The organism is Thiorhodococcus minor (assembly GCF_010820565.1).
Classification (GTDB): domain Bacteria; phylum Pseudomonadota; class Gammaproteobacteria; order Chromatiales; family Chromatiaceae; genus Thiorhodococcus; species Thiorhodococcus minor.
Window position 1 is genome coordinate 49,745 of the sequence record NZ_JAAIJQ010000010.1, and the last position, 24,524, is coordinate 74,268.

Annotated in this window: 17 protein-coding genes; 16 read left to right on the top strand and 1 reads right to left on the bottom strand. The window is 62.8% G+C overall.

All coding sequences use genetic code 11. The features are described 5' to 3' along the window. The first annotated feature begins 469 nt into the window (after positions 1–469). The 7 genes from uvrD to G3446_RS05030 all read left to right on the top strand — a co-directional run bounded on the left by uvrD (position 470) and on the right by G3446_RS05030 (position 9,511). Positions 470–2,644, top strand: a complete 2,175-nt coding sequence (gene uvrD / locus G3446_RS05000) for a DNA helicase II (RefSeq protein WP_164451324.1) — start codon at positions 470–472, stop codon at positions 2,642–2,644. 94 nt (positions 2,645–2,738) lie between these two features. After that, entirely contained in the window at positions 2,739–3,950 is a 1,212-nt protein-coding gene (locus G3446_RS05005) for a 30S ribosomal protein S1 (protein WP_164451326.1), read from the top strand. Between the two features lie 44 nt (positions 3,951–3,994). Further along, positions 3,995–5,197 (top strand): radical SAM family heme chaperone HemW, encoded by a 1,203-nt coding sequence (gene hemW / locus G3446_RS05010; protein WP_164451384.1) that lies wholly within the window; start codon positions 3,995–3,997, stop codon positions 5,195–5,197. A 117-nt stretch (positions 5,198–5,314) separates the two neighbouring features. After that, entirely contained in the window at positions 5,315–5,515 is a 201-nt protein-coding gene (gene rpmE, locus G3446_RS05015) for a 50S ribosomal protein L31 (RefSeq protein ID WP_164451327.1), read from the top strand. A 306-nt stretch (positions 5,516–5,821) separates the two neighbouring features. Further along, entirely contained in the window at positions 5,822–7,084 is a 1,263-nt protein-coding gene (locus G3446_RS05020) for a malic enzyme-like NAD(P)-binding protein (RefSeq protein WP_245232308.1), read from the top strand. A 106-nt stretch (positions 7,085–7,190) separates the two neighbouring features. Further along, on the top strand, positions 7,191–8,123 hold the full coding sequence (gene mdh, locus G3446_RS05025; RefSeq protein WP_164451331.1) for a malate dehydrogenase: 933 nt from the start codon (positions 7,191–7,193) through the stop codon (positions 8,121–8,123). 92 nt (positions 8,124–8,215) lie between these two features. Further along, positions 8,216–9,511 carry a citrate synthase gene (locus tag G3446_RS05030; RefSeq protein WP_164451332.1) on the top strand — a complete coding sequence of 432 codons (1,296 nt, stop codon included), beginning with the start codon at positions 8,216–8,218 and terminating at the stop codon, positions 9,509–9,511. Here G3446_RS05030 and G3446_RS05035 read toward each other — a convergent pair. Further along, entirely contained in the window at positions 9,487–10,122 is a 636-nt protein-coding gene (locus tag G3446_RS05035) for a hypothetical protein (protein ID WP_164451334.1), read from the bottom strand. The two genes, G3446_RS05030 and G3446_RS05035, sit on opposite strands and share 25 nt — an antisense overlap. 605 nt (positions 10,123–10,727) lie before the next feature. On the opposite strand from G3446_RS05035, the gene G3446_RS05040 reads away from it, so the two are divergent. The 9 genes from G3446_RS05040 to G3446_RS05080 all read left to right on the top strand — a co-directional run bounded on the left by G3446_RS05040 (position 10,728) and on the right by G3446_RS05080 (position 24,459). Beyond that, a complete protein-coding gene (locus G3446_RS05040) occupies positions 10,728–11,801 on the top strand; it encodes a pilus assembly protein PilM (RefSeq protein ID WP_164451336.1) in 1,074 nt (357 codons plus the stop codon). Continuing rightward, positions 11,802–12,365, top strand: a complete 564-nt coding sequence (locus G3446_RS05045; protein ID WP_164451337.1) for a PilN domain-containing protein — start codon at positions 11,802–11,804, stop codon at positions 12,363–12,365. It abuts the gene before it with no gap. 68 nt (positions 12,366–12,433) lie between these two features. Next, on the top strand, positions 12,434–13,060 hold the full coding sequence (locus G3446_RS05050; RefSeq protein ID WP_164451338.1) for a type IV pilus inner membrane component PilO: 627 nt from the start codon (positions 12,434–12,436) through the stop codon (positions 13,058–13,060). A 74-nt stretch (positions 13,061–13,134) separates the two neighbouring features. After that, entirely contained in the window at positions 13,135–13,587 is a 453-nt protein-coding gene (locus G3446_RS05055) for a pilus assembly protein PilP (RefSeq protein ID WP_245232309.1), read from the top strand. A gap of 20 nt (positions 13,588–13,607) precedes the next feature. After that, positions 13,608–15,986 (top strand): type IV pilus secretin PilQ, encoded by a 2,379-nt coding sequence (locus G3446_RS05060; protein WP_164451340.1) that lies wholly within the window; start codon positions 13,608–13,610, stop codon positions 15,984–15,986. A 301-nt stretch (positions 15,987–16,287) separates the two neighbouring features. Further along, positions 16,288–16,812, top strand: a complete 525-nt coding sequence (aroK, locus tag G3446_RS05065) for a shikimate kinase AroK (protein ID WP_164451341.1) — start codon at positions 16,288–16,290, stop codon at positions 16,810–16,812. Positions 16,813–16,828: 16 nt separating this feature from the next. Beyond that, positions 16,829–17,911 (top strand): 3-dehydroquinate synthase, encoded by a 1,083-nt coding sequence (aroB, locus tag G3446_RS05070; protein ID WP_164451343.1) that lies wholly within the window; start codon positions 16,829–16,831, stop codon positions 17,909–17,911. 433 nt (positions 17,912–18,344) lie between these two features. After that, on the top strand, positions 18,345–23,000 hold the full coding sequence (gene gltB / locus G3446_RS05075; RefSeq protein WP_164451345.1) for a glutamate synthase large subunit: 4,656 nt from the start codon (positions 18,345–18,347) through the stop codon (positions 22,998–23,000). Then, positions 22,993–24,459, top strand: a complete 1,467-nt coding sequence (locus G3446_RS05080; protein ID WP_164451347.1) for a glutamate synthase subunit beta — start codon at positions 22,993–22,995, stop codon at positions 24,457–24,459. The genes gltB and G3446_RS05080 overlap by 8 nt, the downstream gene beginning before the upstream one ends. Positions 24,460–24,524 lie beyond the last annotated feature (65 nt).

A 24,524-nucleotide genomic window follows, 5' to 3' on the forward strand; every position in this document is an offset into this window, starting at 1 on the left:
GGTGCCCGATCTGAAAATTGTGAAGGTCCACGACTGGTCGAGCCAGCCATTCTACTACGGTCGGGTCGCGCCTTGGCCATCCGCAGGCGACGAGGACAGGGCAGTCGCACATTCGGCACCGGTGAATCTCGGCTGGCGCTCAAGGCGCATCTTTATAAATCAATCGCTTACGATGATCAAAAAGCTGTTGATAAGCAGGGGTGCCCGGCTGTGGATATCTTGTGCAGCAAATCGAGTCGAAATGTTGATCACGGGTTATCCACAGACTCGAGCAACCAAGAATTAACTCTAACACTTTGTTTTAAAAGTGATATTCTCGTAATCGGCCTTATCCACAGGGCTTATTATTACTATCTTTAACTCTGCTTAGTTGAATTAACCAAGCGCAGGTGCCCAAATTCACGACCTGGGCGCAGCCAAGCCCAAGGAGCGATTGGGGCAGCCCTGGCAAGGTTGCTAGAATCTCGCGATGGACGTTTCCCACTTGCTCGATACCCTCAACGACGCTCAACGCGATGCTGTTTCCGCCGAGGCCGGGACCTTGCTGGTCCTAGCCGGTGCTGGCTCCGGCAAGACACGCGTGCTCGTTCATCGCATCGCCTGGCTGCTTCAGGTCGAGCGCGTGCCGCCCTGGTCGGTCTTGGCGGTCACCTTCACGAACAAGGCCGCGCGCGAGATGCGGGGACGTATCGAGGAGATGCTCGGTACCTCGGTCGGAGGGATGTGGGTCGGCACCTTCCATGGCCTGGCGCACCGCTTCCTGCGGGCACACTGGCAAGACGCCAAGCTGCCGCAGCACTTCCAGATCATGGACGCGGACGACCAATTCCGTTCGGTCAAGCGCATCCTGAAGGCGATGGAGCTGGACGAATCGCGCTTCCCGCCACGCCAGGTGCAGGGCTTCATCAACAAGCAGAAGGACGAGGGGCTGCGTCCGCAGCACCTGGACAGCGGCGGCGACTTCTTCATGGAGAAGATGGTCGCCGTGTATCAGGAGTACGAGCGGGTGCGCATCCGTGGCGGACTGCTGGACTTCGCGGATCTGCTGCTCTGCTCGCTCGAGCTGCTGAGAGACCGAGCGGACATCCTGCATCACTACCAGCAGCGCTTTCGGCATATCCTGGTCGATGAGTTCCAGGATACGAATGCCATCCAGTACGCCTGGCTCAGACTCCTGGCCGGCCAGAACGAGAATCTCTTCGCCGTCGGCGACGACGATCAGTCGATCTACGGCTGGAGGGGTGCCCGCGTCGAGAACATCCAGTCCTTCCAGAACGACTATCCTGGCACGCGGATCATCAGGCTGGAGCAGAACTATCGCTCGACGGGCAACATCCTGGCCGCGGCCAACGCCTTGATCGCAAACAATCCGTCAAGGCTGGGAAAGAACCTCTGGACGGAGGATACCGAGGGCGACCCCATCCGCCGCTATAGCGCCTTCAACGAGGTGGACGAGGCGCGCTTCGTCGTCGAGCGGATTCGCCGGTTCGTGCAGGAGGAGGGCTATCGGCGCGACGAGTGCGCCATCCTCTATCGGACGACGGCGCAGTCCAGGCTCTTCGAGGAGGCCTTGATCCAGGCCCAGATCCCCTATCGGGTCTATGGCGGTCTGCGCTTCTTCGAGCGTGCCGAGATTCGCGATGCACTGGCCTATCTGCGCCTGCTGTCCAATCCGAACGACGACCCGGCCTTCGAGCGGGTGGTGAATACGCCGACCCGCGGGATTGGGGACAAGACGCTCGACCTGCTTCGCCAGCATGCGCGGGAGGCGCGCGTCTCGCTGTGGCAAGCCGCGCAGGACCTCAGCACGACAGGCGCCCTCGGGGCCCGTGCGAGCGGAGCGCTGCGCAAGTTCCTCGATCTCATCCAGGGCTTGAGGGAAGCGGCCGAAGGGCTTCCATTGGTCGATGTCGCCAACCGCATGGTGGAGACCTGTGGACTGCCGGATCACTATCGAAAGAGCAAGGACGGCAAGGGACAGGATCGCGTCGAGAACCTGGAGCAGCTGGTCGACACGATGGCGCGTTTCGAGAACGAGCTCGAGGATGAGGAAGGCGATCCACTCGGGGCCTTCCTGGCCCATGCGGCGCTGGAGGCCGGGGAGACCCAGGCGGATCAGTTCGAAGACAGTGTCCAGCTGATGACGCTGCACAGCGCCAAGGGACTCGAGTTCCCCATCGTCTTCCTGGTGGGTCTCGAAGAAGGGCTCTTCCCGCATAGCTTGTCCGCCGAGGACCCGGACCGGCTCGAAGAGGAGCGGCGACTCTGCTACGTCGGCATGACCCGAGCGATGCAGCAGCTCTACCTCACCCACGCCGAGAGCCGCCGCCTCTACGGCCGCGAAGACTATCCCGCCCCATCGCGTTTCCTGCGAGAGATCCCGCCCGAGCTGGTGGAAGAGGTCCGGGGCGGTGGAGTCAAGCGGCAGTTGACGGGGGCGTCCGCCGCGACCGGCAGCTTCTCTGGGGCGGCGGCCCCGGACGGCTTTCAGCTCGGTCAGCGCGTCCGTCATCCCAAGTTCGGCGAGGGCGTCGTGCTCAATAGCGAGGGACGTGGTGCGCAGGCGCGCATCCAGATCAATTTCCAGGATGTCGGCGCCAAGTGGCTCGTGGTCGCCTACGCGCGGCTCGAGGCCGCCGGCTGAGCCGCGGGCAGATGATCTCGGCGGTGGCTGTGGTCCAGGGTAATTCCGCCCTACAATAGCCGAAATCAGTAACCCGACGGCGCCAGCCTAAGCCATGTCTGAATCAGAAAGTTTCGAAGATCTTCTCAATCAGTTCGACCAAGCCCACCCGGAGACGAGCAAGGGGGAGCCCAAGATCGGCGACAGGGTCACGGGGACTCTGATTGCCATCGGCGAGGAAGTTGCCTTTGTCGACCTTGGCGCGAAAGCGGAGGGCCGGTTGGAGCTGACAGCCATCAAGGACGCTGAGGGTCAGCTCAAGCACGCCGTCGGCGACAAGATCGAGAGTCACGTCACAGGGAAGGACGAGGAGACCGGCATGCTGCTGCTCGGCAGCCAGCATGGTCAGAAGTATCACGGCCTCGAGGAGGTCGAGCGGGCCTTCCGCCAAGGGCTTCCCGTCCAAGGCCAGGTCACTGGGGCCGTCAAGGGCGGCGTCGAGGTGCAAGTCGCCGGTCTGCGTGCCTTCTGCCCGGCGTCTCAGGTCGACATCCGCTTCATCGAAGATCTGTCGGAATTCGTCGGACAGCGGCTCGACTTCCGCGTCACCAAGCTCGAGGGCGGACGACGGCCCAATCTCGTGGTGTCCAGGCGCGCGCTCTTGGAAGAAGAGCAGCAGCGTCTGGCCGAAGAGACCCGCGCGAAGCTCAAGGAAGGTGCCGTTCTCACGGGTAAGGTGACCTCGCTGAAGGACTATGGCGCCTTCGTCGATATCGGCGGACTCGAAGGCATGATCCACATCAGCGAGCTTGCCTTCGGGCACGTCAAGCACCCGAAGGAGATCCTGGAGGCGGGGCAGACGGTCGAGGTGAGCGTGCTGCGGATCGAGCCACCGAGCGGGGCCAAGAAGCGCGAGAAGATCGCACTCTCGATTCGCGCACTGAGCCGCGATCCCTGGCTGGACGCGATCGAGGCCTTCCCGCTCGGGACGCGCACCCAGGGCAAGGTGGTCAGACTCCAGCCCTTCGGGGCCTTTATCGAGCTGGCGCCAGGCGTCGATGGTCTGGCTCACATCAGCGAGCTGGGCGCGGAGAAGCGCATCAACCATCCGAGCGATGTCCTCAAGGAAGGTGACCTGGTCGAGGCCAGCGTCATCGGTGTCGATGTCGAGCGCCGCCGCATCAGTCTGTCGCTCGACGAGAAGCGCGCGGGCGAATCGCCAGTCCCCATGCCCAACAAGCAAGCCAAGCCGTCCGAAGGCACGGGGGAGAAGGCGATGGGCAGTTTTGGAGAGCTGCTGAAACAGACGCTCGACAAAGGTGAGTGAGCGACGACCAGCCAGGGGGCTCCTGGCTGGATCCGCGGCATCCGATGCGTCTGCCCGATTCCTTGCTCCGGCTCCCGGCGCCGCCCCTCTCGCTCTATGTCCATATGCCCTGGTGCATCCGGAAATGCCCCTACTGCGATTTCAATTCGCATGCCCTGGCCGAAACTGCGCCCTTCGATCGCTACGTCGAGCGTCTGATTGCGGATCTCGATGCCGATCTCGCTCGGTTCGGCGTTTCTGGGCCGCTGCAATCCATCTTCATCGGCGGCGGAACCCCGAGCCTCTTTCCCGGCGCGGCCATTCATCGCCTGATGGACGGGATTGCGGCTCGGGTCGAGCTGGCGGGGGATGTCGAGGTGACCTTGGAGGCGAACCCTGGTGCCGCTGAGGCCGGCCGCTTCGCCGCCTATCGCGGAGCTGGTGTCAATCGCTTGTCGATCGGCATCCAGAGTCTTTCGGCGACTCAGCTCGAGCACCTAGGGCGCGTCCATGATCCGAGCGAGGCGCGAGCGGCCGTTCGCATGGCGCGCTCGGCCGGCTTCGATAACCTCAATCTGGACCTGATGTTCGGCCTCCCGGATCAAAGTCTGCAGACAGCGGCGGAGGACCTGGAGGCGCTGATCGCCCTGGAGCCTGAGCATCTCTCCTACTACCAGCTCACCTTGGAGCCCAACACGTCCTTCCATGCGCGTCCACCCAGAATGCCCGACCCCGACCTGGTCGCGGACATGGGCGAGCAAGGCGAGACGATCCTCGGCACCGCCGGCTATGGGCGCTATGAGGTCTCGGCCTATTCACAGCCTGGCCGACGTTGCCGACACAATCTGGGCTATTGGCAATTCGGGGATTACCTGGGGATCGGGGCTGGTGCCCACGGAAAGCTCACGACGACAGGCCAGGCGGAAGACGGCTTTCGCATTCAACGCATGGCAAAGCATCGCCATCCCGATGCCTATCTCGAGCGCTCGCCCCGAGCGCTGCTCAGCGGCCTTAGGGATCTGAGGGACACGGACCTGGTGCTCGAATTTGCGCTCAATGCGTTGCGTTTGACCTCAGGCTGCGAGCGCTCCCTCTTCTCCGCGATGACAGGCCGGCCTTGGACGCTGATGGAGCCGCATGTCGCCGAGGGCATCCGGCGAGGCTTGCTGCAGGAGGACGAGGAGCGTCTCCTGCCGACCGACCTTGGCCGTGATTTCTTAGACGATCTTGTCGCCCTATTCCTGCCGCCCGAGGCCTCGAGGCGCTGATTCGAGGCGCTTTGTCAAGTCCAAGCACGAAGTTCGCGTTGCGCAGGGTAACGGCGCCTGGTATCTTTGAGCGTTTTCCAAGTTCTCCAACCGGCCCACACGGCCAAAAGGGTCATCATGAAAGAAGGAATCCACCCCAATTACACCGACGTGAAGGTGGTCTGCAGCTGTGGCAACAACTTCACCACACGCTCGACCAAGGGCGAAGAGCTGCACGTGGAAGTCTGCTCGGCTTGCCACCCGTTCTATACCGGCAAGCAGAAAGTGCTGGACACTGCGGGCCGGGTCGACAAGTTCCGTCGCAAATACTCGCGCTGAGGTTTCGGATCGAGCGCGGGGCGCCCGATCGTCGTCGCGACAAGCGCGCGGATCGGCCTCCCGCCCCTCCCTTCGCCCGCATTTGGGCCGCCCGAATATTGGCCCGATCTATTATCCTTGCAGCCTTCATTTGACTCGTCCTGGATGCGAGGAGAGGATGGCATCCTCGCCGCCTGCCGATGCACGGAATTCTCGTGCGCCCTCATGGACGTTCTCGCCCGCACTGGGAAGGCTCGAGATTTGCTCGAGCGGGGCGGGCTATGGCTCGGCCAGCAAACGGCCGACCCTTATCCACTGGAGTGCACCTTGACTGACCCTGAGAGCTTCGCCCATCCCGACGCAGACCTGAACGCGCAAGCGCTGGATTTCCACGCGCGCCCCAAGCCAGGCAAGATCGGTATCTCGGTGACCAAGCCAGCGGAAACGCAGCACGATCTCTCGCTCGCCTACACGCCGGGCGTCGCCGAGCCGGTACGGCGAATTCACGACGATCCTCGGCAGGCGTACGACTACACCAACAAGGGCAACTTGGTTGCAGTGATCACGGATGGCAGTGCGGTGCTTGGTCTCGGCAACGTCGGCGGGCTAGCCAGCAAGCCGGTGATGGAAGGGAAGGCCGTTCTCTTCAAGCGTTTCGCGGATATCGATTGCTTCGATATCGAGGTCCAGGCCCAGCACCCCCAGGAATTCATCGAGACCGTCATGCGGATCGCCCCGACCTTCGGCGGGATCAACCTCGAAGACATCGCCGCGCCGCACTGTTTCGAGATCGAGCAGGCGCTGATCGAGCAGCTCGATATCCCCGTCTTCCACGACGATCAGCACGGCACCGCCATCATCATCGCCGCGGGGCTGCTGAACGCGCTCGAGCTACAAGGCAAGAGCCTGGAAGAAGCGCGCATCGTCGTGCTCGGAGCCGGTGCCGCGGGTATCGCCGGCGTGCGGCTGCTGATGACCTTGGGCGCACACCGCTCCAATATCTTCTGCGTCGACCGCCAGGGAATCATTCACACGGGCCGGAAAGACCTCAATCCCTATAAGTTCGGGGTCGCGGCGGACACCGATCGGCGCAGCCTGAGCGATGCGATGGAGGGCGCCGACGTCTTCATCGGCGTATCCGGGCCGGATCTGGTCGCGCCGGAGATGTTGGCCTCGATGGCACCGCGTCCGGTGGTCTTCGCGCTATCCAATCCGGTTCCGGAGATCCGCCCGGCGGTCGCCATGAAGGTGAGGGACGACCTCATCATGGCCACGGGGCGGTCCGATTATCCGAACCAGATCAACAATGTCCTCGGCTTCCCCTTCATCTTCCGTGGCGCGCTCGACGTGCGGGCCTCGCGCATCAACGAGGATATGCAGATCGCGGCCGTCGAGGCACTCCGCGCCCTGGCCCGCGAGCCGGTGCCGGCCGAGGTGCTCCAAGCCTATGGGATCGAAACGCTGGGCTTTGGTCCGGAATACATCATTCCCAAGCCGTTCGATCCGCGTCTGCGGGACAGGGTGCCTCGCGCGGTAGCCCTGGCGGCGATTCAAAGCGGTGTCGCCCGTATTCCGCAATCCGCGTCATGACCAGTATGATTGCCTGAACGCTCGGGCGGACGGTTACCGATGCTGGCAGCTCTCGGAGATCCCGAGCATCCGACGGAACAACCCCATTGACCGGAGGAGCAGAGACGTGAGAAAGATCAGCATTGTCGGTGCCGGACGCGTCGGTGAGACAGCCGCGCAGATCCTGGCAGAGGAAGAGTACTGTCGAGAGATCGCCTTGCTCGATGTGCGCGAGGATGTCCCGGAGGGAATCGCTCTCGACATCCTGCAGACCGCTCCCTTCTTCGAGTTCGACTGCGCGGTTCAGGGCAGCAACGACCCGCGCATCCTCAAGGACTCCGATCTCGTCATCGTCACCGCGGGCATCCCGCGCAAGCCTGGCATGTCGCGGGCGGACGTCTTGGAGACCAATGTCCGCATTGTCGACGAAGTGACGGACAACATCCTTGCGCACGCACCGAATGCCATGGTGCTGATCGTCTCCAACCCGGTCGATGCGCTGACCTACCGGGTAGCGCAGCGCACTGGCTGGGATCGCAGTCGGGTCTTCGGTCAGGCCGGTGTGCTCGACGCATCCCGCATGGCCAGCTTCATCGCACAAGAGACCGGTTTCTCGGCCTTGGACATCACGACCATGGTGCTCGGCGGCCATGGCGATACCATGGTCCCGGTGTCGCGTTTCTGCACCATCAACGGGATCCCCATCAGTTATTTTCTGACCGAGGAGCGCATCGAGGCGATCAACGAGCGCACCCGCAAGGGTGGCGCCGAGATCCTCGCACTGCGCAAGAACTCCAGCGCCTATGATGCGCCGGGGGCGGCCGTGGCGACCATGGTCGATGCCATCGTGCACAATCGACGCCGCTTGCTGCCCTGTGTCGCCTTGCTGGAAGGCGAATACGGCGAGGCGGATATCGCCATGGGCGTACCCTGCATCCTCAGCGAAAAAGGCGTGGAATCCGTCGTCGAGCTGGATCTCAATGCGCCTGAGCGTGCCGATTTCGAGCGGTCCGCGGCAGCGGTTCGCGGTGAGATCGAGCGCGTGCGCGCCATGAGCTGAGACAGCTGCACAAGCACCCCCGACTCGAAAACCAACACGCGCTGTTCCTCGTGGCTCTCAGCACGGGAACGGCTCTGGCTAGGAGCGAGCTAATGTCGAACGAGACCATCACCGTCATCAACAATGCCACAGGGGAGCGGCATGATTTCCCGTTGAGACGGGGAGCGCTGGGGCCGGCCGCGGTGGATATCTCCTCGCTCTACAAGGAAGCCGGATTCTTCACCTACGACCCCGGGTTCATGTCGACCGCGAGCTGCAATAGCGCCATCACCTATATCGACGGTGAGGAGGGGGTCCTGCTCTATCGCGGTTATCCGATCGAGCAGCTAGCGACCAAGGCCAGCTTTCTCGAAGTGGCCTATTTGCTGCTTTACGGGGATCTTCCGGACGAAAAGGCCCTGGTGGAGTTCGAGAAGATCATCACCCGCCACACGATGCTCAACGAGAATCTCAAGGATTTTCTCGACGGCTTCCACTATGACGCGCACCCGATGGCGATGCTCGTCGGCGTGGTGGGCTCCTTGTCCGCCTTCTACCACGACTCCCTGAGCGTCAATGATCCGCGTCATCGCGAGATCTCGGCGCACCGGCTCATTGCCAAGCTGCCGACCATCGCCGCCGCCGCCTACAAGCACAGTATCGGCGAGCCCATCATGTACCCGCGCAACGATCTCCGCTATTGCGCGAACTTCCTCCACATGATGTTCGCCACACCTTGCGAAGACTACAAGCCCGGCCTGGTCGCCGAGAAGGCGATGAATCTCCTCTTCATCCTCCACGCAGACCACGAGCAGAACGCCAGCACCTCAACCGTGCGGCTTGCGGGAAGCTCTGGAGCGAACCCCTTCGCCTGTATCGCCGCGGGCATCGCCTCGCTCTGGGGGCCCGCGCATGGCGGCGCCAACGAAGCGGTGCTGGACATGCTCCTGGAGATCGGCGACGTCAAGAATGTCCCAAGCTATATCGAGAAAGCCAAGGACAAGGACGACCCCTTCCGCCTCATGGGCTTCGGTCACCGCGTCTACAAGAACTACGATCCGCGGGCCAAGATCATTCGCGAGGTCTGTCACCAGGTTCTCGATGAGGTCGCAGACGTCAACAACCCGCTGTTCGAGCTGGCGATGAAGCTGGAGGAGATCGCGCTGAATGACGCCTACTTCGTCGAGCGCCAGCTCTACCCGAATGTTGATTTCTACTCGGGGATCATCTACCAGGCGCTCGGAATACCCAGGAACATGTTCACGGTAATGTTCGCCGTGGCACGCACCGTCGGCTGGGTCTCGCATTGGATGGAAATGATGTCCGACTCCAATAACCGGATCGGACGGCCCAGACAGATCTACCGCGGGCCGACCCAGCGCGACTATCTGCCGATCTCGAAGCGATAGTCCGCGTCCGCTTCGGCCAACATTTGCTCGACCTCCGCCATGCTCGCGCCTCGCTGCGGCCGATCCGTCACGGGATCGAGCGGCGGGTGGCGCAGGTGGTCGGTCGGCAGCACGACGAGCGTGACCGGAACGTCGCCGGCCAAGAATCGAAAGCTGGGGTGGGAGGCGCGCTGCCCGCGTGGGTAGCGGCAGCTGCGCTCCCCCTCTTGCCAGGGTATCTTCCGCTCGATCAATGTAAAGATCACATCCTCGGGACGCTCGGCGAACAGAAAGAGCTCGACGCCAGCTTGGAGATCCCCGGTGCCTGCGAGCGCGGTGCCGACGAGCCGGGGCGAAAAGTCGGCGAATAGCTGCATGGCGGAGAGCGCGTGACGGCGCAGCGCTTGGCCCTCGACGGCATGGCTATTCCCAAAGAAGAGCCGGCGCTGCGTCAGCACCGCTTCTTGAACGGCTTCGTTGGATGGCCAGTTGCGACGGTCACGGATGCCGGTGCGCTCCGCGGCTTTGCGGCGTGCCCGCTCGAAGTCGGTCAGCCCTTGCTCGACCATGATGCGGGCAGCTTCATAGGCCAGCTTCTCTCTCAATGCGGCCGTTCGCTCACGCCGAGCCATCGCATCAACTCCTCGCGGTTCGAATGAATGCTTGGGCGCATTCCCCAGGGCACGCCTGTCTTCGGAGTCGGCCGCACCTAGAGCTCATCGAGCCTTGCCACTGGCGCGCCGCCACGCTCGCCAGCCTTTGCCCGAGCCCGCCCGTCATTGTGACGGGGGTCTCAGTTCGAGCTCAAGCTCCTCGCGATCGCATGCCGGTCGGAGAGATGCTTCCACCTGGTATGGATGCGACAGGGCTGGACGTACGCAGATTCAGGCTGCTCTGGCGCTGGTACGCGTCTGCTTGGTTGTGGCTATAATGGCCCGTAGTTTTTCGCGGCATTACACCCCTAAGGCTCCAGGGTATTGGAGTCATCACCGAGTCGCTCGGTCGTCCGTCAGGACGAGCCGGGGGTGACGTGTAGGCGCAATGGATGCGTGTCCGGCTTATCTCGCGAGGCAACATCCTTCACGACGCCGGTCGTTCGCGATCCGCGCAATCTCAGTCGGTTAGGAGGCGTATGGATGACGTATCCCATCTCACCAGCTCGCGATGAGAACTTGTGCCGTCGGCGACGAAATCAAGGCTATTCAAGCCGCGATGGATTCAGCAGAGTGAGATAAGTATGTTTGGCCTCAGTCGCAAGAACACCCCCCTGCTAGGCATCGACATCAGCTCGACTGCGGTGAAGCTGATCGAGCTTTCTCGTGCCGCGGGCTCCAAAGCCGGGCGCTATCGCGTCGAGCACTACGCGATCGAGCCGCTGCCTGCCAATGCCGTCGCCGAGAAGAAGATCGCCGAGCCCGAAGCGGTCGGTCAATGTATCCGCAAGGCCGCCGGCAAGGCCGGCTCTCGAGCCAAGCGAGCGGCCGTCGCCGTGGCGGGGTCGGCGGTCATCACCAAGGTGATTACCATGCCCGCCAGCTTGACGGATGCGGAGATGGAGACGCAGATCCAGCTCGAGGCGGACCAATACATCCCCTATCCCTTGGAAGAGGTCAACCTCGACTTCGACATCGTCGGGCCGTCGAAGACCAGTCCCGAAGTGGTCGATGTGCTGCTCGCGGCATCGCGGCGCGAGAATGTCGACGATCGCATCGGCGTGCTGGAGCTCGCGGGACTCACGCCGGCCATCGTCGACGTGGAGGCCTATGCCATGGAGAACGCCTGCTCGCTGTTCCTGCGGATGGGCGATCAAGCGGGGGCATCGAAGACGCTAGCTGTGGTCGATGTCGGGGCGGCAACCACGACGCTGCACGTGCTCAACGAAGGCCAGATCATCTATACCCGCGAGCAGAATTTCGGCGGTCAGCAGCTGCGCGAAGAGGTGCAGCGCCGCTATGGACTGTCGCGCGAGCAGGCGATCCAGAAGATTCTCGACGGCGACGTGGCGGACACCTACGAGATCGACGTGCTCGGCCCCTTCAAGGAGGCGCTGGCCCAGCAAATCGGCCGTGCGCTGCAGTTCTTCTATTCCGGGACGACCTTCAACAAGGTCGATCAAATCCTCCTCGCCGGCGGGCCAGCCAGTATCGCCCGGATCGATGCCCTGGTGGAAGACAGACTCAAGGTTCCGACCATGGTCGCGAATCCCTTCAGTCAGATGTCCATCGCACCGGACATCAAGTCCCAACAACTCATGCGAGAGGCGCCCGGCATGATGGTCGCGGTCGGGCTCGCGCTGCGAGGGCTCGATTAAATGGCGCGTATCAATCTACTCCCATGGCGCGAGGAAGCGCGCCAGCAACGCCGCAAAGACTTCTTGACAGCCCTCGGGCTCGGCCTGGTCGTCACCCTGCTCGGGGCGATCCTGGTGCATGTCTATTTCGAGGGCCGCATCAGCGCTCAGCAGTCGCGGAACACCTATCTCAAGACCCAGATCGCCAGTCTCGACCGCAAGATCAAGGAGATCAAGGATCTGGAGAAGACCAAGGCGGACCTGCTCGCGCGGATGGACATCATCCAAAAGCTGCAGACGAGTCGGCCGGAGATCGTCAGACTCTTCGATGAGCTGGTCTCCGCCCTACCCGCGGGCGTCTACCTGACGAAGGTTCAGCAATCCGGTAGTGCCGTGGTGATGGAAGGCAGGGCGCAGTCCAACGCGCGGGTGTCGGCGTTCATGGGCAAGATCGAGCGCTCCGAGTGGATTGGCAAGCCGCGGCTCATGCTGATCGAGAATAAGGACAAGACAGGCACGGGGCTCAGTCACTTCAGGCTCTCGTTCGATCAGGTCAGCCCTAAGAAAGCAGATGAGGATGCCTGAAGGGCCTCGAGGCTTGGGGCACCGGCGACGCGAGTGATGAACCGAGACAATCCGGATGGGATGCGGTTATGGATCTGAATGAGTTAAACGAGCTCGATCTGAATAGCTTTGGCGAATGGCCGATTCCGGTCAAGGCCGTCGCGATTCTGTTGGCCTGTATCGCCCTCGGCGGCGCGGCCTACTACTTCGACACCAAGGATCAGCGCGCACGTTTGGCGCAAGTGGAATCGCAGGAGCGCGATCTCCGCGGAGAGCTCGAGCGCAAGCAGAGGAAGGCGGCGAACCTGGACGCCTATCGCAATCAGCTGGCCGAGATGAAGGAGTCGTTCGGCGCCATGCTGCGACAGCTTCCGAACAAGACCGAGGTCGCATCCCTCCTGGTGGACGTCTCGCAGACCGGGCTGGCGAACGGGCTCGAGTTCGAGCTGTTTCAACCTGAGAATGAGATCACCAAGGACTTCTACGCCGAGCTGCCGATCCGGATTCGAGTGAACGGAGGCTACCATGATTTCGGTCGTTTCATCAGTGGCCTGGCTGCACTGCCTCGCATCGTGACGATTCACAACATCGAGATGCAGAACGCGGGCGGCGGTCGCGGCTCCAGCGGCCGGAACGGCGTCGAGCCCGGCGAGGCACTGGCACTTCAGGCGACAGTGAAGACCTACCGCTATCTTGACGAGGAGACGGCACAATGACTCGCCGTCAGCGACTGCAGAAACTCCTATGGCTTGCTCCGACCCTCCTCCTCGGAGGCTGTGGCGGAAACGACATGAACGACCTAGAAAACTATGTCCAGCAGGTTCTTGCGAAACCTCCAGGGCCCATCGAGCCGCTCCCCGAGATCAAGCCCGTGGGTACCTTCGTCTACGAGCCGGGTGATCGGCGGGATCCCTTCACGCCTGACGCTCAGTCGGCACCCGAAGAGGAGGTCGTCCTCGACAATGGTCTTGCTCCGGATCCGAATCGGCGCAAGGAGGAGCTGGAAGGCTATCCTCTGGACTCGCTGCGAATGGTTGGCACCTTGGAGATGGACAACGGCAGATGGGGACTGATCCGCACCAAGGAAGGCATACTCCATCGCGTCAGGGTCGGCAACTACCTGGGTCAAAACAATGGGCAGATCATCAGTATCCAGGATGACGAGATCCAATTGACCGAAATCGTTTCAGATGCGCCTGGCCAATGGCGTGAGCGCGCGGCGACCGTCGCGCTGTCCGAATGATCCGTGGAGGGAAGACTGCGATGAAAAGCCCATTCAACAGCGACCGGGTGGCCAGGCCCAGAGCGACGCTGCGACACTCGCTCGAGACGCTGAGCCTGAGGATCCTGCTGCCGACGCTGGCGATTCTTATCGGCTTCCCAGCCTTCGCCGCGGAGCTGCGGGACGTCGACTTCGCGGCCTTGCCGGGAAGCAAAGTCGAGATCCATCTCGACCTCAGCGAGCCCGTCGGTGCGCCCGAAGCCTTTGCGACCGAGTCGCCGGCAAGGATCGCCATCGACCTCCCCGGCGTCACCAGCAAGCTGGACACCAAAGCCCTACCCATCGGCGTGGGTGCCGTCCACAGCCTGGTTGCGGTCGAGGCCAGCGACCGCACCCGAATCGTACTGAATCTGACGGACCCAGTCCCTTATGACGTCACGACGTCCGGAAGCCGCATAACCATCGCCGTCGATACCGAGGGCAAGGTTGCCGCGGCGATGCCGCCACCCCTCCCCGCGGCCCAGTCGAGGCCGCAGACGACCTTGGCGACACAGCCTGCGCCTGCGACACAGCAGGCGGCAGCACCCAGCTGGAGCTACCCAGCCAGGGAGCGTCGCGCCGCGGCGGCTGGGCCGTCGGTCCGGGATATCGACTTCCGGCGCGGCGCGAGCGGCGAAGGGCGCATCATGATCCGTCTTCCGAATGCGGACACGCGCGTCGCGGTGCGCGAGCAGGCCACGCGCGTGTACATCGACCTTTACGACAGCTCTTTGCCGCAGCGACTCTTCAGACGTCTCGATGTCATGGATTTCGCAACTCCGGTCACGGCCGTAGAGGCCCGCCCCAACGGTGGCAATGTCGAGATCGAGGTCCAAACGGAAGGCGACTTCGATTATATGGCCTATCAGACGGACGAGATCTTCACCCTGGATTTCCGGCCGCTCACGGCGGCAGAGAAGGAAGAGCTCGCGAGACAGAAAGTCGTCTACGAGGGAGACCGCCTGTCGCTGAACTTCCAAGACATCGAGGTGCGCGCCGTTCTGCAGGTCCTTGCGGACTTTACGGACCTGAATCTGGTCGCGAGCGATAGCGTCCAGGGCAACATCACCCTAAGGCTGAAGAACGTCCCCTGGGATCAGGCGCTCGACATCATCCTAAAGACCAAGGGCCTGTCCATGCGGCAGAACGGCAATGTGATCATGGTCGCGCCAACCCAAGAGCTGGCCGCCCAAGAGCAGCTCGAAATGGAAGCCCATCAAAAGATCGAAGAGCTGGCTCCACTTCGGACCGAGTTCATCCAAGTGAAATATGCCAAGGCCGCCGAGATCGCCGCTGTGCTGCAAGGTATCAGAGGAGCCGGGGGCGTGGGAGCACGCGCAGTAAGCAATGCGTCGCGACGCGATGCGGTGGGAGCCTCCGGGCTGCAGCAAGCCGCGGCATCCGTGGGCGTGTCGGATCACGGCATCTTGTCGCCACGGGGCTCGGTCACCTTTGACGAGCGAACGAACACCCTCATCGTTCAAGACACCCTTGCCCAGCTTGAGGAGATTCGCCGCGTGGTCAATCTACTCGACGTCGCGGTGCGTCAGGTCATGATCGAATCGCGTGTCGTCATCGCGAACAACGATTTTGCGCGGGACCTGGGCGTGCGCTTCGGCGTCTCCGGCTCGATGGGATCCTTCCAGAACAACGAGCTTCTGATCGCGGGCGGCCAAGACGGGAATCTGGCCCTATCCGGCTATGATTCCGGTCCCTTCGGTCTCAACACGGAAACCGGAACGCGCTACAATTCGACGCTCACGGATGATGACGGAAACGCCACCCTCATCACGAACCTACCTGCCGACTCCATTGCTGATCCGACCGGCTCCATCAACTTCCTGATAGGAAAGGTAGGATCCTATCTGATCCAACTCGAGCTATCCGCCATGCAGCGTGAAGGGCGCGGAGAGGTCGTGTCCAGTCCGCGCGTCATCACCTCCGACCAACATCAGGCGACGATCAAGGTTGGCCAGGAGATCCCGTACCAAGAGCGCACGGGCCAAGGCAACACCTCCGTGGCCTTTAAGGAGGCAGTGCTTCAGCTCGATGTGACACCCCATATCACGCCAGACGACCGCATCATCATGGACCTGGAGGTGAACAAGGATCAGCCCGACTACAGCAATGTCGTCCTTGGGGTTCCGCCGGTCGATACGCGGTCCGTAAAGACGAATGTGCTGGTCGACAACGGGGAAACCGTGGTGCTTGGCGGCGTGTTCGAGCGGGAAAAGACCTTCAGCAAATCGCAAGTACCCTGGCTTGGCGACGTGCCGCTGCTCGGGCGCCTGTTTAAGGAGGAGGCGCGGCAGGACAACAACTCCGAGCTGCTGATTTTCGTGACGCCCAAGATCCTCAACAGCGAGATGGCGCAGCGCTAGGTCGTGTGCGCGGCATGTCCATTCCTGTCCACCTGTGACAGTCGGAGGCCGAGCTGACCGCTCTCACTGAGCGCTCAGCGACGCCGAAGGACGCGGGGAGCCTGGCTGGATCACCGAAGAGCAAAGAGCACGCATCATCGGCGTGCCTCGGCTCCCGGAGTGACAGCGGCTCCCCGCTTTGCGTTTCGAGCCGACGCCCGCCCAAGACAGGCGCTCCGACGCAGAACGAAGTGCCGGAAGGCAGGGTGGCGACCAGTCGGCGCCCTTGCTCGACAGCTCAAAATCTGGCATACCTTTCGCCATGATGCGCGCACAGAACATATTCATCGTCGGCCCCATGGGGGCCGGCAAGAGCACCGTTGGACGGCAACTTTCGGAAGCCTTGTCGTTCACCTTCAAGGACAGCGATCAGGAGATCCAGAGGCGTACCGGCGTCGATATCCCCACGATTTTCGAGTACGAGGGGGAATCGGGGTTTCGCGCGCGGGAGCGGCAAGTCATTCAAGAGCTCGTCAGCGACGATCGCATCGTGCTCGCGACGGGCGGCGGCGCCGTGCTGAGTCCTGAGAACCGCCAGGATCTCTCGGCCCGCGGTGTCGTCATCTACCTGCATTGCAGCCCGGAGCAGCAGTATGCGCGCACCGCGCGTGATCGCAACCGCCCCCTGCTCGACACTGAGGAGCCGCTGGCCAAGCTGCAAGAGCTGATGGCCGAGCGCGAGCCGCTCTACCGGCAAGTCGCCGACATGGTGGTCTCCACAGAGAAGCGGGGCACGAGCTCGGTCGTGAAGGAAATCTGCCGCCGCCTCGAGTCGGACGAGATCTGAGGGAGCAGCCCCGACCATGGCCAAGACCTTGACGGTTGACCTGGGGACACGTGAGTACCCCATCTTTATCGGCTCCGACCTCCTGACGCGCACAGACCTCTATCGGGATCACATCCTGGGAGGCCAGGTGATGATCGTCACCAACGAGACCGTAGGGCCGCTCTATCTGGATGCCGTCAAGACGGCACTCGGCGACTTTCAGGTCCGCGAGGTCATCCTCCCGGACGGAGAGGCGTACAAGACGCTAGAGGTGTGGAGCCGCATCTTCGACGCGCTACTGTCGGAGCGATTCGCCCGAGATGCCACGATCGTGGCACTCGGCGGCGGCGTGGTCGGTGACATGGCCGGCTTCGCGGCCGCCTGCTATCAGCGCGGGATCGCCTTCATTCAGGTGCCGACGACCTTGCTGGCTCAGGTGGACTCTTCCGTCGGCGGCAAGACGGGCATCAACCATCCTGCCGGCAAGAACATGATCGGCGCCTTCCATCAGCCTCGCGCAGTCATTGCCGACACCGACACCTTGGAGACGCTACCTCAGCGCGAGCTTTCGGCCGGCCTCGCCGAAGTCCTCAAGTACGGCTTCATTCGCGATATCGCCTTTCTCGATTGGCTGGAGTCGCATATGGCGGAGCTCTTGGGGCGCGACCCGGCAGCCCTGGCCTACGCGATTGGCCGCTCCTGCGAGATCAAGGCGCAGATCGTCGCCGAGGACGAGTTCGAGGCCGGACACAGGGCACTGCTCAATCTCGGCCATACGTTCGGCCATGCCATCGAGACCTGTGCCGGCTACGGGAGCTGGCTGCATGGGGAGGCCGTGGGCGCGGGGATGTGCCTCGCCTCGGACCTGTCACATCGGATCGGATGGCTTTCCGAGTCCGATGTCGAGCGCACACGTCACCTGATCGCTTGCGCCGGCCTGCCGACCCAGCCACCTGCGGAGCTCGCACCAGAGGAGCTTCTCGGACTCATGGCGGTCGATAAGAAGGTCATCGGCGGTCAGTTGCGTCTCGTCCTCATGCAAGGCCTTGGCGAGGCGGTTGTGACGAGCGATTTCGACCGGGATCTGCTTCGCGCGACCCTAGCCTGCCGACGGCCGTGAAAGCGGCGCCCTTGGTGCCTCTTGGTGCGGCGCGCACCTGATTCGTGCACCGCGAGCCCAAAATCCCGGCGTAGCTCTCCTAAATCGCTCTTTTTTCAGCACCTAGCAGTGGCATGACCTCTGCAACAGGGTTAAGATTAGCGGTTCGCGGTTTCATATCGGTCGGGTTTTGGGCTCATCGGAGCTCGCGCTCCCGTCGTGAACGAGCGACACCTTATAACCTGATCGCTGAAGTCTGGTCATCCTTAAGAGAGAGGAATTGCGTCCCACCCAACGCCTCGTCTGACCAGGCGACTTCCGGCATCGAGGATCACAGGATCGTGCTGCATGCCTCGGGCTGCGATCGGCTCATCTCAGCGGGATGGAGCCGGCGGCGGCCCTCGGCAGGGATCACGATCGGAATCATTTACTCCAGGTATCAACGAGGTCAGCGATGAGCCTTCGTGCCTTACCACCCGCACAGGGTCTCTATGACCCAGAGAACGAGCGCGACGCCTGTGGCGTCGGCTTCGTCTGTCACATCAAGAATCAGAAGAGCCACGACATCGTCCGTCAGGGACTGGAGATCCTTGAGCGCTTGACCCATCGGGGCGCCGTTGGAGCCGATCCCAAGGCTGGCGACGGCGCAGGGATCCTGGTTCAGATCCCCGACGACTTCTTCCGGGCCGTCGTCGATTTCGACTTGCCTCCGCTCGGCTCCTATGGCGTAGGCATGGTCTTTCTCCCAAGAGACGGGAAAGACCGTGCGGCGATGCAGGACACGGTCAATCGTCGCCTGCAGGAAGGGGGGCAGAGCGTCCTTGGCTGGCGCGACGTCCCAGTCGACAATTCCGATCTGGGCGAGAGCGTCCTGCCGACCGAGCCGGTCGTCCGTCAGGTCTTCGTCGGTCGTGGCGACAACTGTCCCGATCAAGACAGCTTCGAGCGTCGCCTCTTCGTCATCCGCAAGCGGATGGACAACGAGATTCGCAGCGCCGGATACGACAAGACCGCCTATTATGTCTCGTCCCTGTCCTCGCGCACGGTCAACTACAAGGGCATGCTGCTCGCCGATCAGGTTGGCCGCTACTACCTCGACCTCAGTGACGAGCGTTTCGCCTCGGCCCTCGCCCTGGTCCATCAGCGCTTCTCTACCAACACCTTCCCGACGTGGGACTTGGCACAGCCGTTCCGCATGATCTGCCACAACGGCGAGATCAATACCTTGCGCGGCAACGTCAACTGGATGGCCGCGCGGCGCCACACCATGCGCTCGGAGATCCTGGGAGACGACCTCGACAGCATCTGGCCGCTGATCCCCGAGGGTCAGTCCGACTCGGCCTGCTTCGACAATGCGCTCGAGCTCCTGGTGATGGGCGGATACTCGTTGGCGCACGCCATGATGCTGCTCGTTCCCGAGGCCTGGTCCGGCAACAAGCTCATGGACGCCGACCGTCGTGCCTTCTACGAGTACCACGCCTCACTCATGGAGCCATGGGACGGCCCCGCCGCCGTGGCCTTCACGGACGGACGGCAGATCGGCGCGACGCTCGACCGCAACGGCCTGCGCCCGGCGCGCTACCTCGTGACCAATGACGACATGGTCATCATGGGCTCGGAGATGGGCGTGCTGGACATCGCCGAGGAGCGGATCGTCAAGAAGTGGCGCCTGCAGCCGGGCAAGATGTTCCTGATCGATTTGGAGCAGGGCCGCATCATCGACGATGCGGAGATCAAGGCAGAGCTCGCGACGGCCCAGCCCTACCGCGAGTGGCTCTCCAAGACGCAGATCCACCTCGATGAGCTGCCGACCAACGTCGCCCCCATGGCGCCGGACGAAGAGACGCTCCTCGACGCTCAGCAGGCCTTCGGCTACTCGCAGGAAGATCTCAAGTTCCTCCTGACCCCCATGGTCGTCACCGGGCAGGAGGCGATCGGCTCCATGGGCGCGGACAACCCGCCATCCGTGCTGTCGAGCCGCGCCAAGCACCTCTCGACCTATTTCAAGCAGAACTTCGCTCAGGTCACCAATCCCCCGATCGACCCGATTCGTGAGGAGCTGGTGATGTCCTTGGTGTCGCTGATCGGGCCGCGCCCGAATCTGCTCGGGCTGAACGAGGCCGGCAAGCATTGGCGGTTGGAGGTCAATCAGCCGGTTCTGACGAACCAGGATCTCGAGCGGGTACGCCATATCGAGGACAGCTCGGGAGGCGCCTTCCGCACCAAGAATCTGCACATGGTCTATCCGTCCAGCGAAGGTGCGGACGGCATGGAAGGCGCGCTGGAGCGGCTGTGCGGCGAGGCGGAAGACGCGGTTCTCGCGGGCTACAACATCCTCGTGCTGTCCGACCGCAATACCAACCGCGACTACATCCCGATTCCGGCCTTGCTGGCGACGTCGGCCGTGCATCACCACCTCATTCGACGCGGACTGCGTACCAGCTCGGGCCTGGTCGTCGAGACCGGCGGCGTGCTCGAGGTGCATCACTTTGCCACCCTAGCCGGCTATGGCGCGGAGGCGGTCAACCCCTATCTCGCCTTCGACACCATTCAGTCGATGCTGCCCCGCCTGCCCGAGAAGCTGGACTTCGAGGAGGCGCAAAGCCGATATATCAAGGCGGTCGGCAAGGGCCTGAAGAAGGTCATGTCCAAGATGGGCATCTCGACCTTCCAGTCCTACTGTGGTGCCCAGATCTTCGACGCGGTCGGCCTCAACACGGATTTCGTACGCAACTACTTTACTGGCACCCAGAGCAAGATCGAGGGTGTCGGGCTCACGGAGGTCGCCCAGGAGGCGGTCCGTTGGCATGCCCAGGGCTACGGGGACGATCACGTCCTGCGCAAGCACCTCGATGCCGGGGGCGACTATGCCTTCAGGCTGCGCGGCGAGGACCATGTCTGGACCCCGGAGACCATCGCCAAGCTCCAGCACGCGACGCGCGCCAACAACTGGCAGAACTACGAAGAGTATTCCAGGCTCGTCAACGAGCAAAGCGAGCGCCTGCTCACGCTGCGTGGCCTCATGGACTTCAAATTCGCCGCGACGCCGATCCCGCTCGACGACGTCGAGCCAGCGAAAGAGATCGTCAAGCGCTTCGCCACTGGCGCCATGTCCTTCGGGTCGATCAGCTATGAGGCGCACTCCACGCTCGCGAAGGCGATGAACGCCATTGGCGGCAAGTCCAACACGGGCGAGGGAGGGGAGGAGCCCGAGCGGTTCATGCCCCAGGCAGACGGCGCCATGAATCCCGAGCGCTCCGCGATCAAGCAGGTGGCCTCCGGGCGCTTCGGTGTGACGACCGAGTACTTGGTGAACGCCGATGACATCCAGATCAAGATCGCTCAAGGGGCCAAGCCTGGCGAAGGCGGTCAGCTGCCGGGCCATAAGGTCAACGCGCAGATCGCGCGCGTGCGGCACTCGACGCCAGGCGTCGGACTCATCTCGCCTCCGCCGCATCACGATATCTACTCCATCGAAGACCTGGCGCAGCTGATCCACGATCTCAAGAACGTGAATCCGAAGGCGCGTATCTCCGTCAAGCTGGTCTCGGAAGTCGGCGTTGGGACAGTTGCTGCGGGTGTGTCCAAGGCCCATGCCGACCATGTCACCATCTCGGGCTACGACGGGGGGACGGGCGCGAGCCCCTTGACCTCCATCAAGCATGCGGGCTCGCCCTGGGAGATCGGTCTGGCGGAGACGCACCACACGCTGGTGCTGAACCGGTTGCGCGGACGGATCGCGGTTCAGGTCGACGGCGGCATGCGCACTGGACGTGACGTCGTCGTGGGCGCACTGCTAGGGGCCGACGAGTTCGGCTTCGCGACCGCGCCCTTGATCGTCGAAGGCTGCATCATGATGCGCAAGTGCCATCTCAACACCTGCCCGGTCGGCGTCGCGACACAGGACCCGGAGCTGCGCAAGCGTTTCACGGGCAAGCCCGAGCACGTCATCAATTACTTCTTCTTCGTAGCAGAAGAAGTGCGCCGTCTGATGGCGAAGCTCGGATTCCGGACGATGGATGAAATGATCGGTCAGTCCGACCGGCTCGAGATGCGTCGTGCCATCGACCACTGGAAGGCGCAAGGTCTCGACTTCACCAACCTGCTCGCCAAGCCCGAGGTCGGCGCGGAAGTCGCGATCTCCAACTGCGAGGCTCAGGATCACGGTCTCGACAAGGCATTGGACCACGAGCTCATCCGTCAGGCCAAGCCCGCGCTCGAGCGCGGCGAGTCCGTGCGGATCGAGACGCCGATCAAGAACTACAACCGGACCTTCGGAGCGCTGCTCTCCGGTCGGGTCGCCGAGCGCTATGGGCATGCCGGACTAGCGGATGACACCATCCACATCAAGGCCAAGGGAACCGCCGGGCAGTCCTTCGGTGCCTGGCTCGCCCGAGGCGTTACCGTCGAGCTCGAAGGCGAAGGCAACGACTATGTCGGTAAGGGTCTGTCGGGTGGTCGCTTGATCATCTACCCGCCAGCGGAGTCGGCGATCGGCCAGGCGGAAGAGAACATCATCGTGGGCAACACTGTGCTGTACGGCGCCATCACCGGTGAGTGCTTCTTCCGCGGCGTCGCTGGCGAGCGCTTCTGCGTCCGCAACTCCGGAGCCACCGCAGTCGTCGAGGGCGCGGGCGATCACGGTTGCGAGTACATGACCGGCGGCGTCGCCGTGGTCTTGGGACCGACCGGACGCAACTTCGCCGCGGGCATGTCAGGCGGCGTTGCCTACGTCCTCGACGAGGACGGTGGATTCGCGGATCGCTGCAATCTCGCCATGGTCGAGCTAGAGCCCATCGCCGAAGAGGACGATGCGCTCGAGGCGCTCGACCATCAAGGTGGGGACCTGGAGACCCATGGTCGCGTCGACATCAGTCACGACATGACGCGCTATGACGCTTTGAGGCTCAAACGCCTGATCGCGCAGCACCTCCACTACACCAACTCCGCCGTGGCGCGGCGCATCCTCGACGATTGGGCCAGCTACTTGCCCAAGTTCGTCAAGGTCATGCCCGTGGACTACAGAAACGCGCTCCAAGAGATGCAAGCCAGTCAGAGCCGGCCACCGCAGCCGAGCAAGCCGTTAAAGGGGATCGTTGAGCATGGGTAAGCCGACCGGTTTCATGGAATACGGCCGTCGGGACCGGCGCTACGAGCCGGCCGGTGACCGAGTCGTCCATTACGAAGAGTTCGTCATTCCGCTGGCGGAGGGAGAAGTCCGCGAGCAGGGCGCGCGCTGTATGGACTGCGGCATCCCCTATTGCCATCAAGGATGCCCGGTCAACAACATCATTCCGGACTGGAACGACCTGGTCTACCGGGGTGATTGGGAGGCGGCGATCGAGGTTCTGCACTCGACCAACAACTTCCCCGAATTCACCGGCCGCATCTGCCCGGCACCTTGCGAGGCGTCCTGTACGCTGAACTTGGATGACGCGCCCGTGACGATCAAGACCATCGAATGCGCCATCGTCGATCGTGGTTGGGAAGAGGGCTGGATCAAACCTCAAGTGCCTGAGCGCAGGACCGGCAAGCGGGTCGCGGTCGTGGGCTCGGGGCCGGCCGGGCTTGCCGCAGCCCAGCAGCTCGCCCGCGCGGGGCACCAGGTGGCGATCTACGAGAAGGCCGACCGGATCGGTGGCCTGCTTAGATACGGCATCCCGGACTTCAAGCTCAACAAGGAGCTGATCGATCGGCGCATGGCGCAGATGCGGACCGAAGGTGTGGAGTTCCACACCAATGCCAACATCGGCGTCAACATCCAGGTCGACAAGCTCCGCGAGGACTATGATGCGGTGGTCCTGGCCGGCGGCTCGGAGAAGCCGCGCGATCTCCCGGTCGAGGGTCGAGAGCTGAACGGAATCCACTTCGCCATGGACTTCCTCACCCGCAACAGCAAGCGGGTGCAGGGGACCTTTGTGCCGGACGAAGACTTCATCAGCGCCCAGGGCAAGCACGTGGTCGTGATCGGTGGCGGCGATACGGGCTCGGACTGCATCGGCACCTCGATCCGCCATGGCGCCAAATCCGTTACGCAAATCGAGATTCTCGACAAGCCGCCGGAAAAGGAAGACAAGGGCCTGATCTGGCCGAACTGGCCGAACAAGCTCAGGACCTCGTCCTCTCAGGAGGAGGGCTGCGAGCGGCTCTGGAACCTGGCGACCAAGTCATTCTCTGGCGACGCCGAAGGCAATGTGACCGCACTCAACTACTGCCTCGTGCGCTGGGACAAGGACGCCGACGGCCGTTGGCAGATGCAGGAAGTACCTGGTAGCGAAGGACAGCTGAAAGCCGATCTCGTGCTGCTCGCGATGGGCTTCGTACACCCGGTGCATGAAGGCATGATCGATCAGCTGCGCCAATCCGCGGGCTTGGAGCTGGATGCGCGCGGCAACATCAAGGGAAGCACCGAAGGATCCGACGCCTACCACACCTCTGTCGAAGGGGTCTTCTGCGCTGGCGACATGCGTCGCGGGCAGTCGCTAGTGGTGTGGGCGATCCGCGAGGGCCGTCAATGCGCCAGGGCCGTCGATGAGTGGCTGATGGGAGAGACCGACTTACCCAGGTGACGGATCTCCCTGGATAAGACGCTCAAGCGAGAAAGCGGCCAATACGGCCGCTTTCTTTTTGGCCA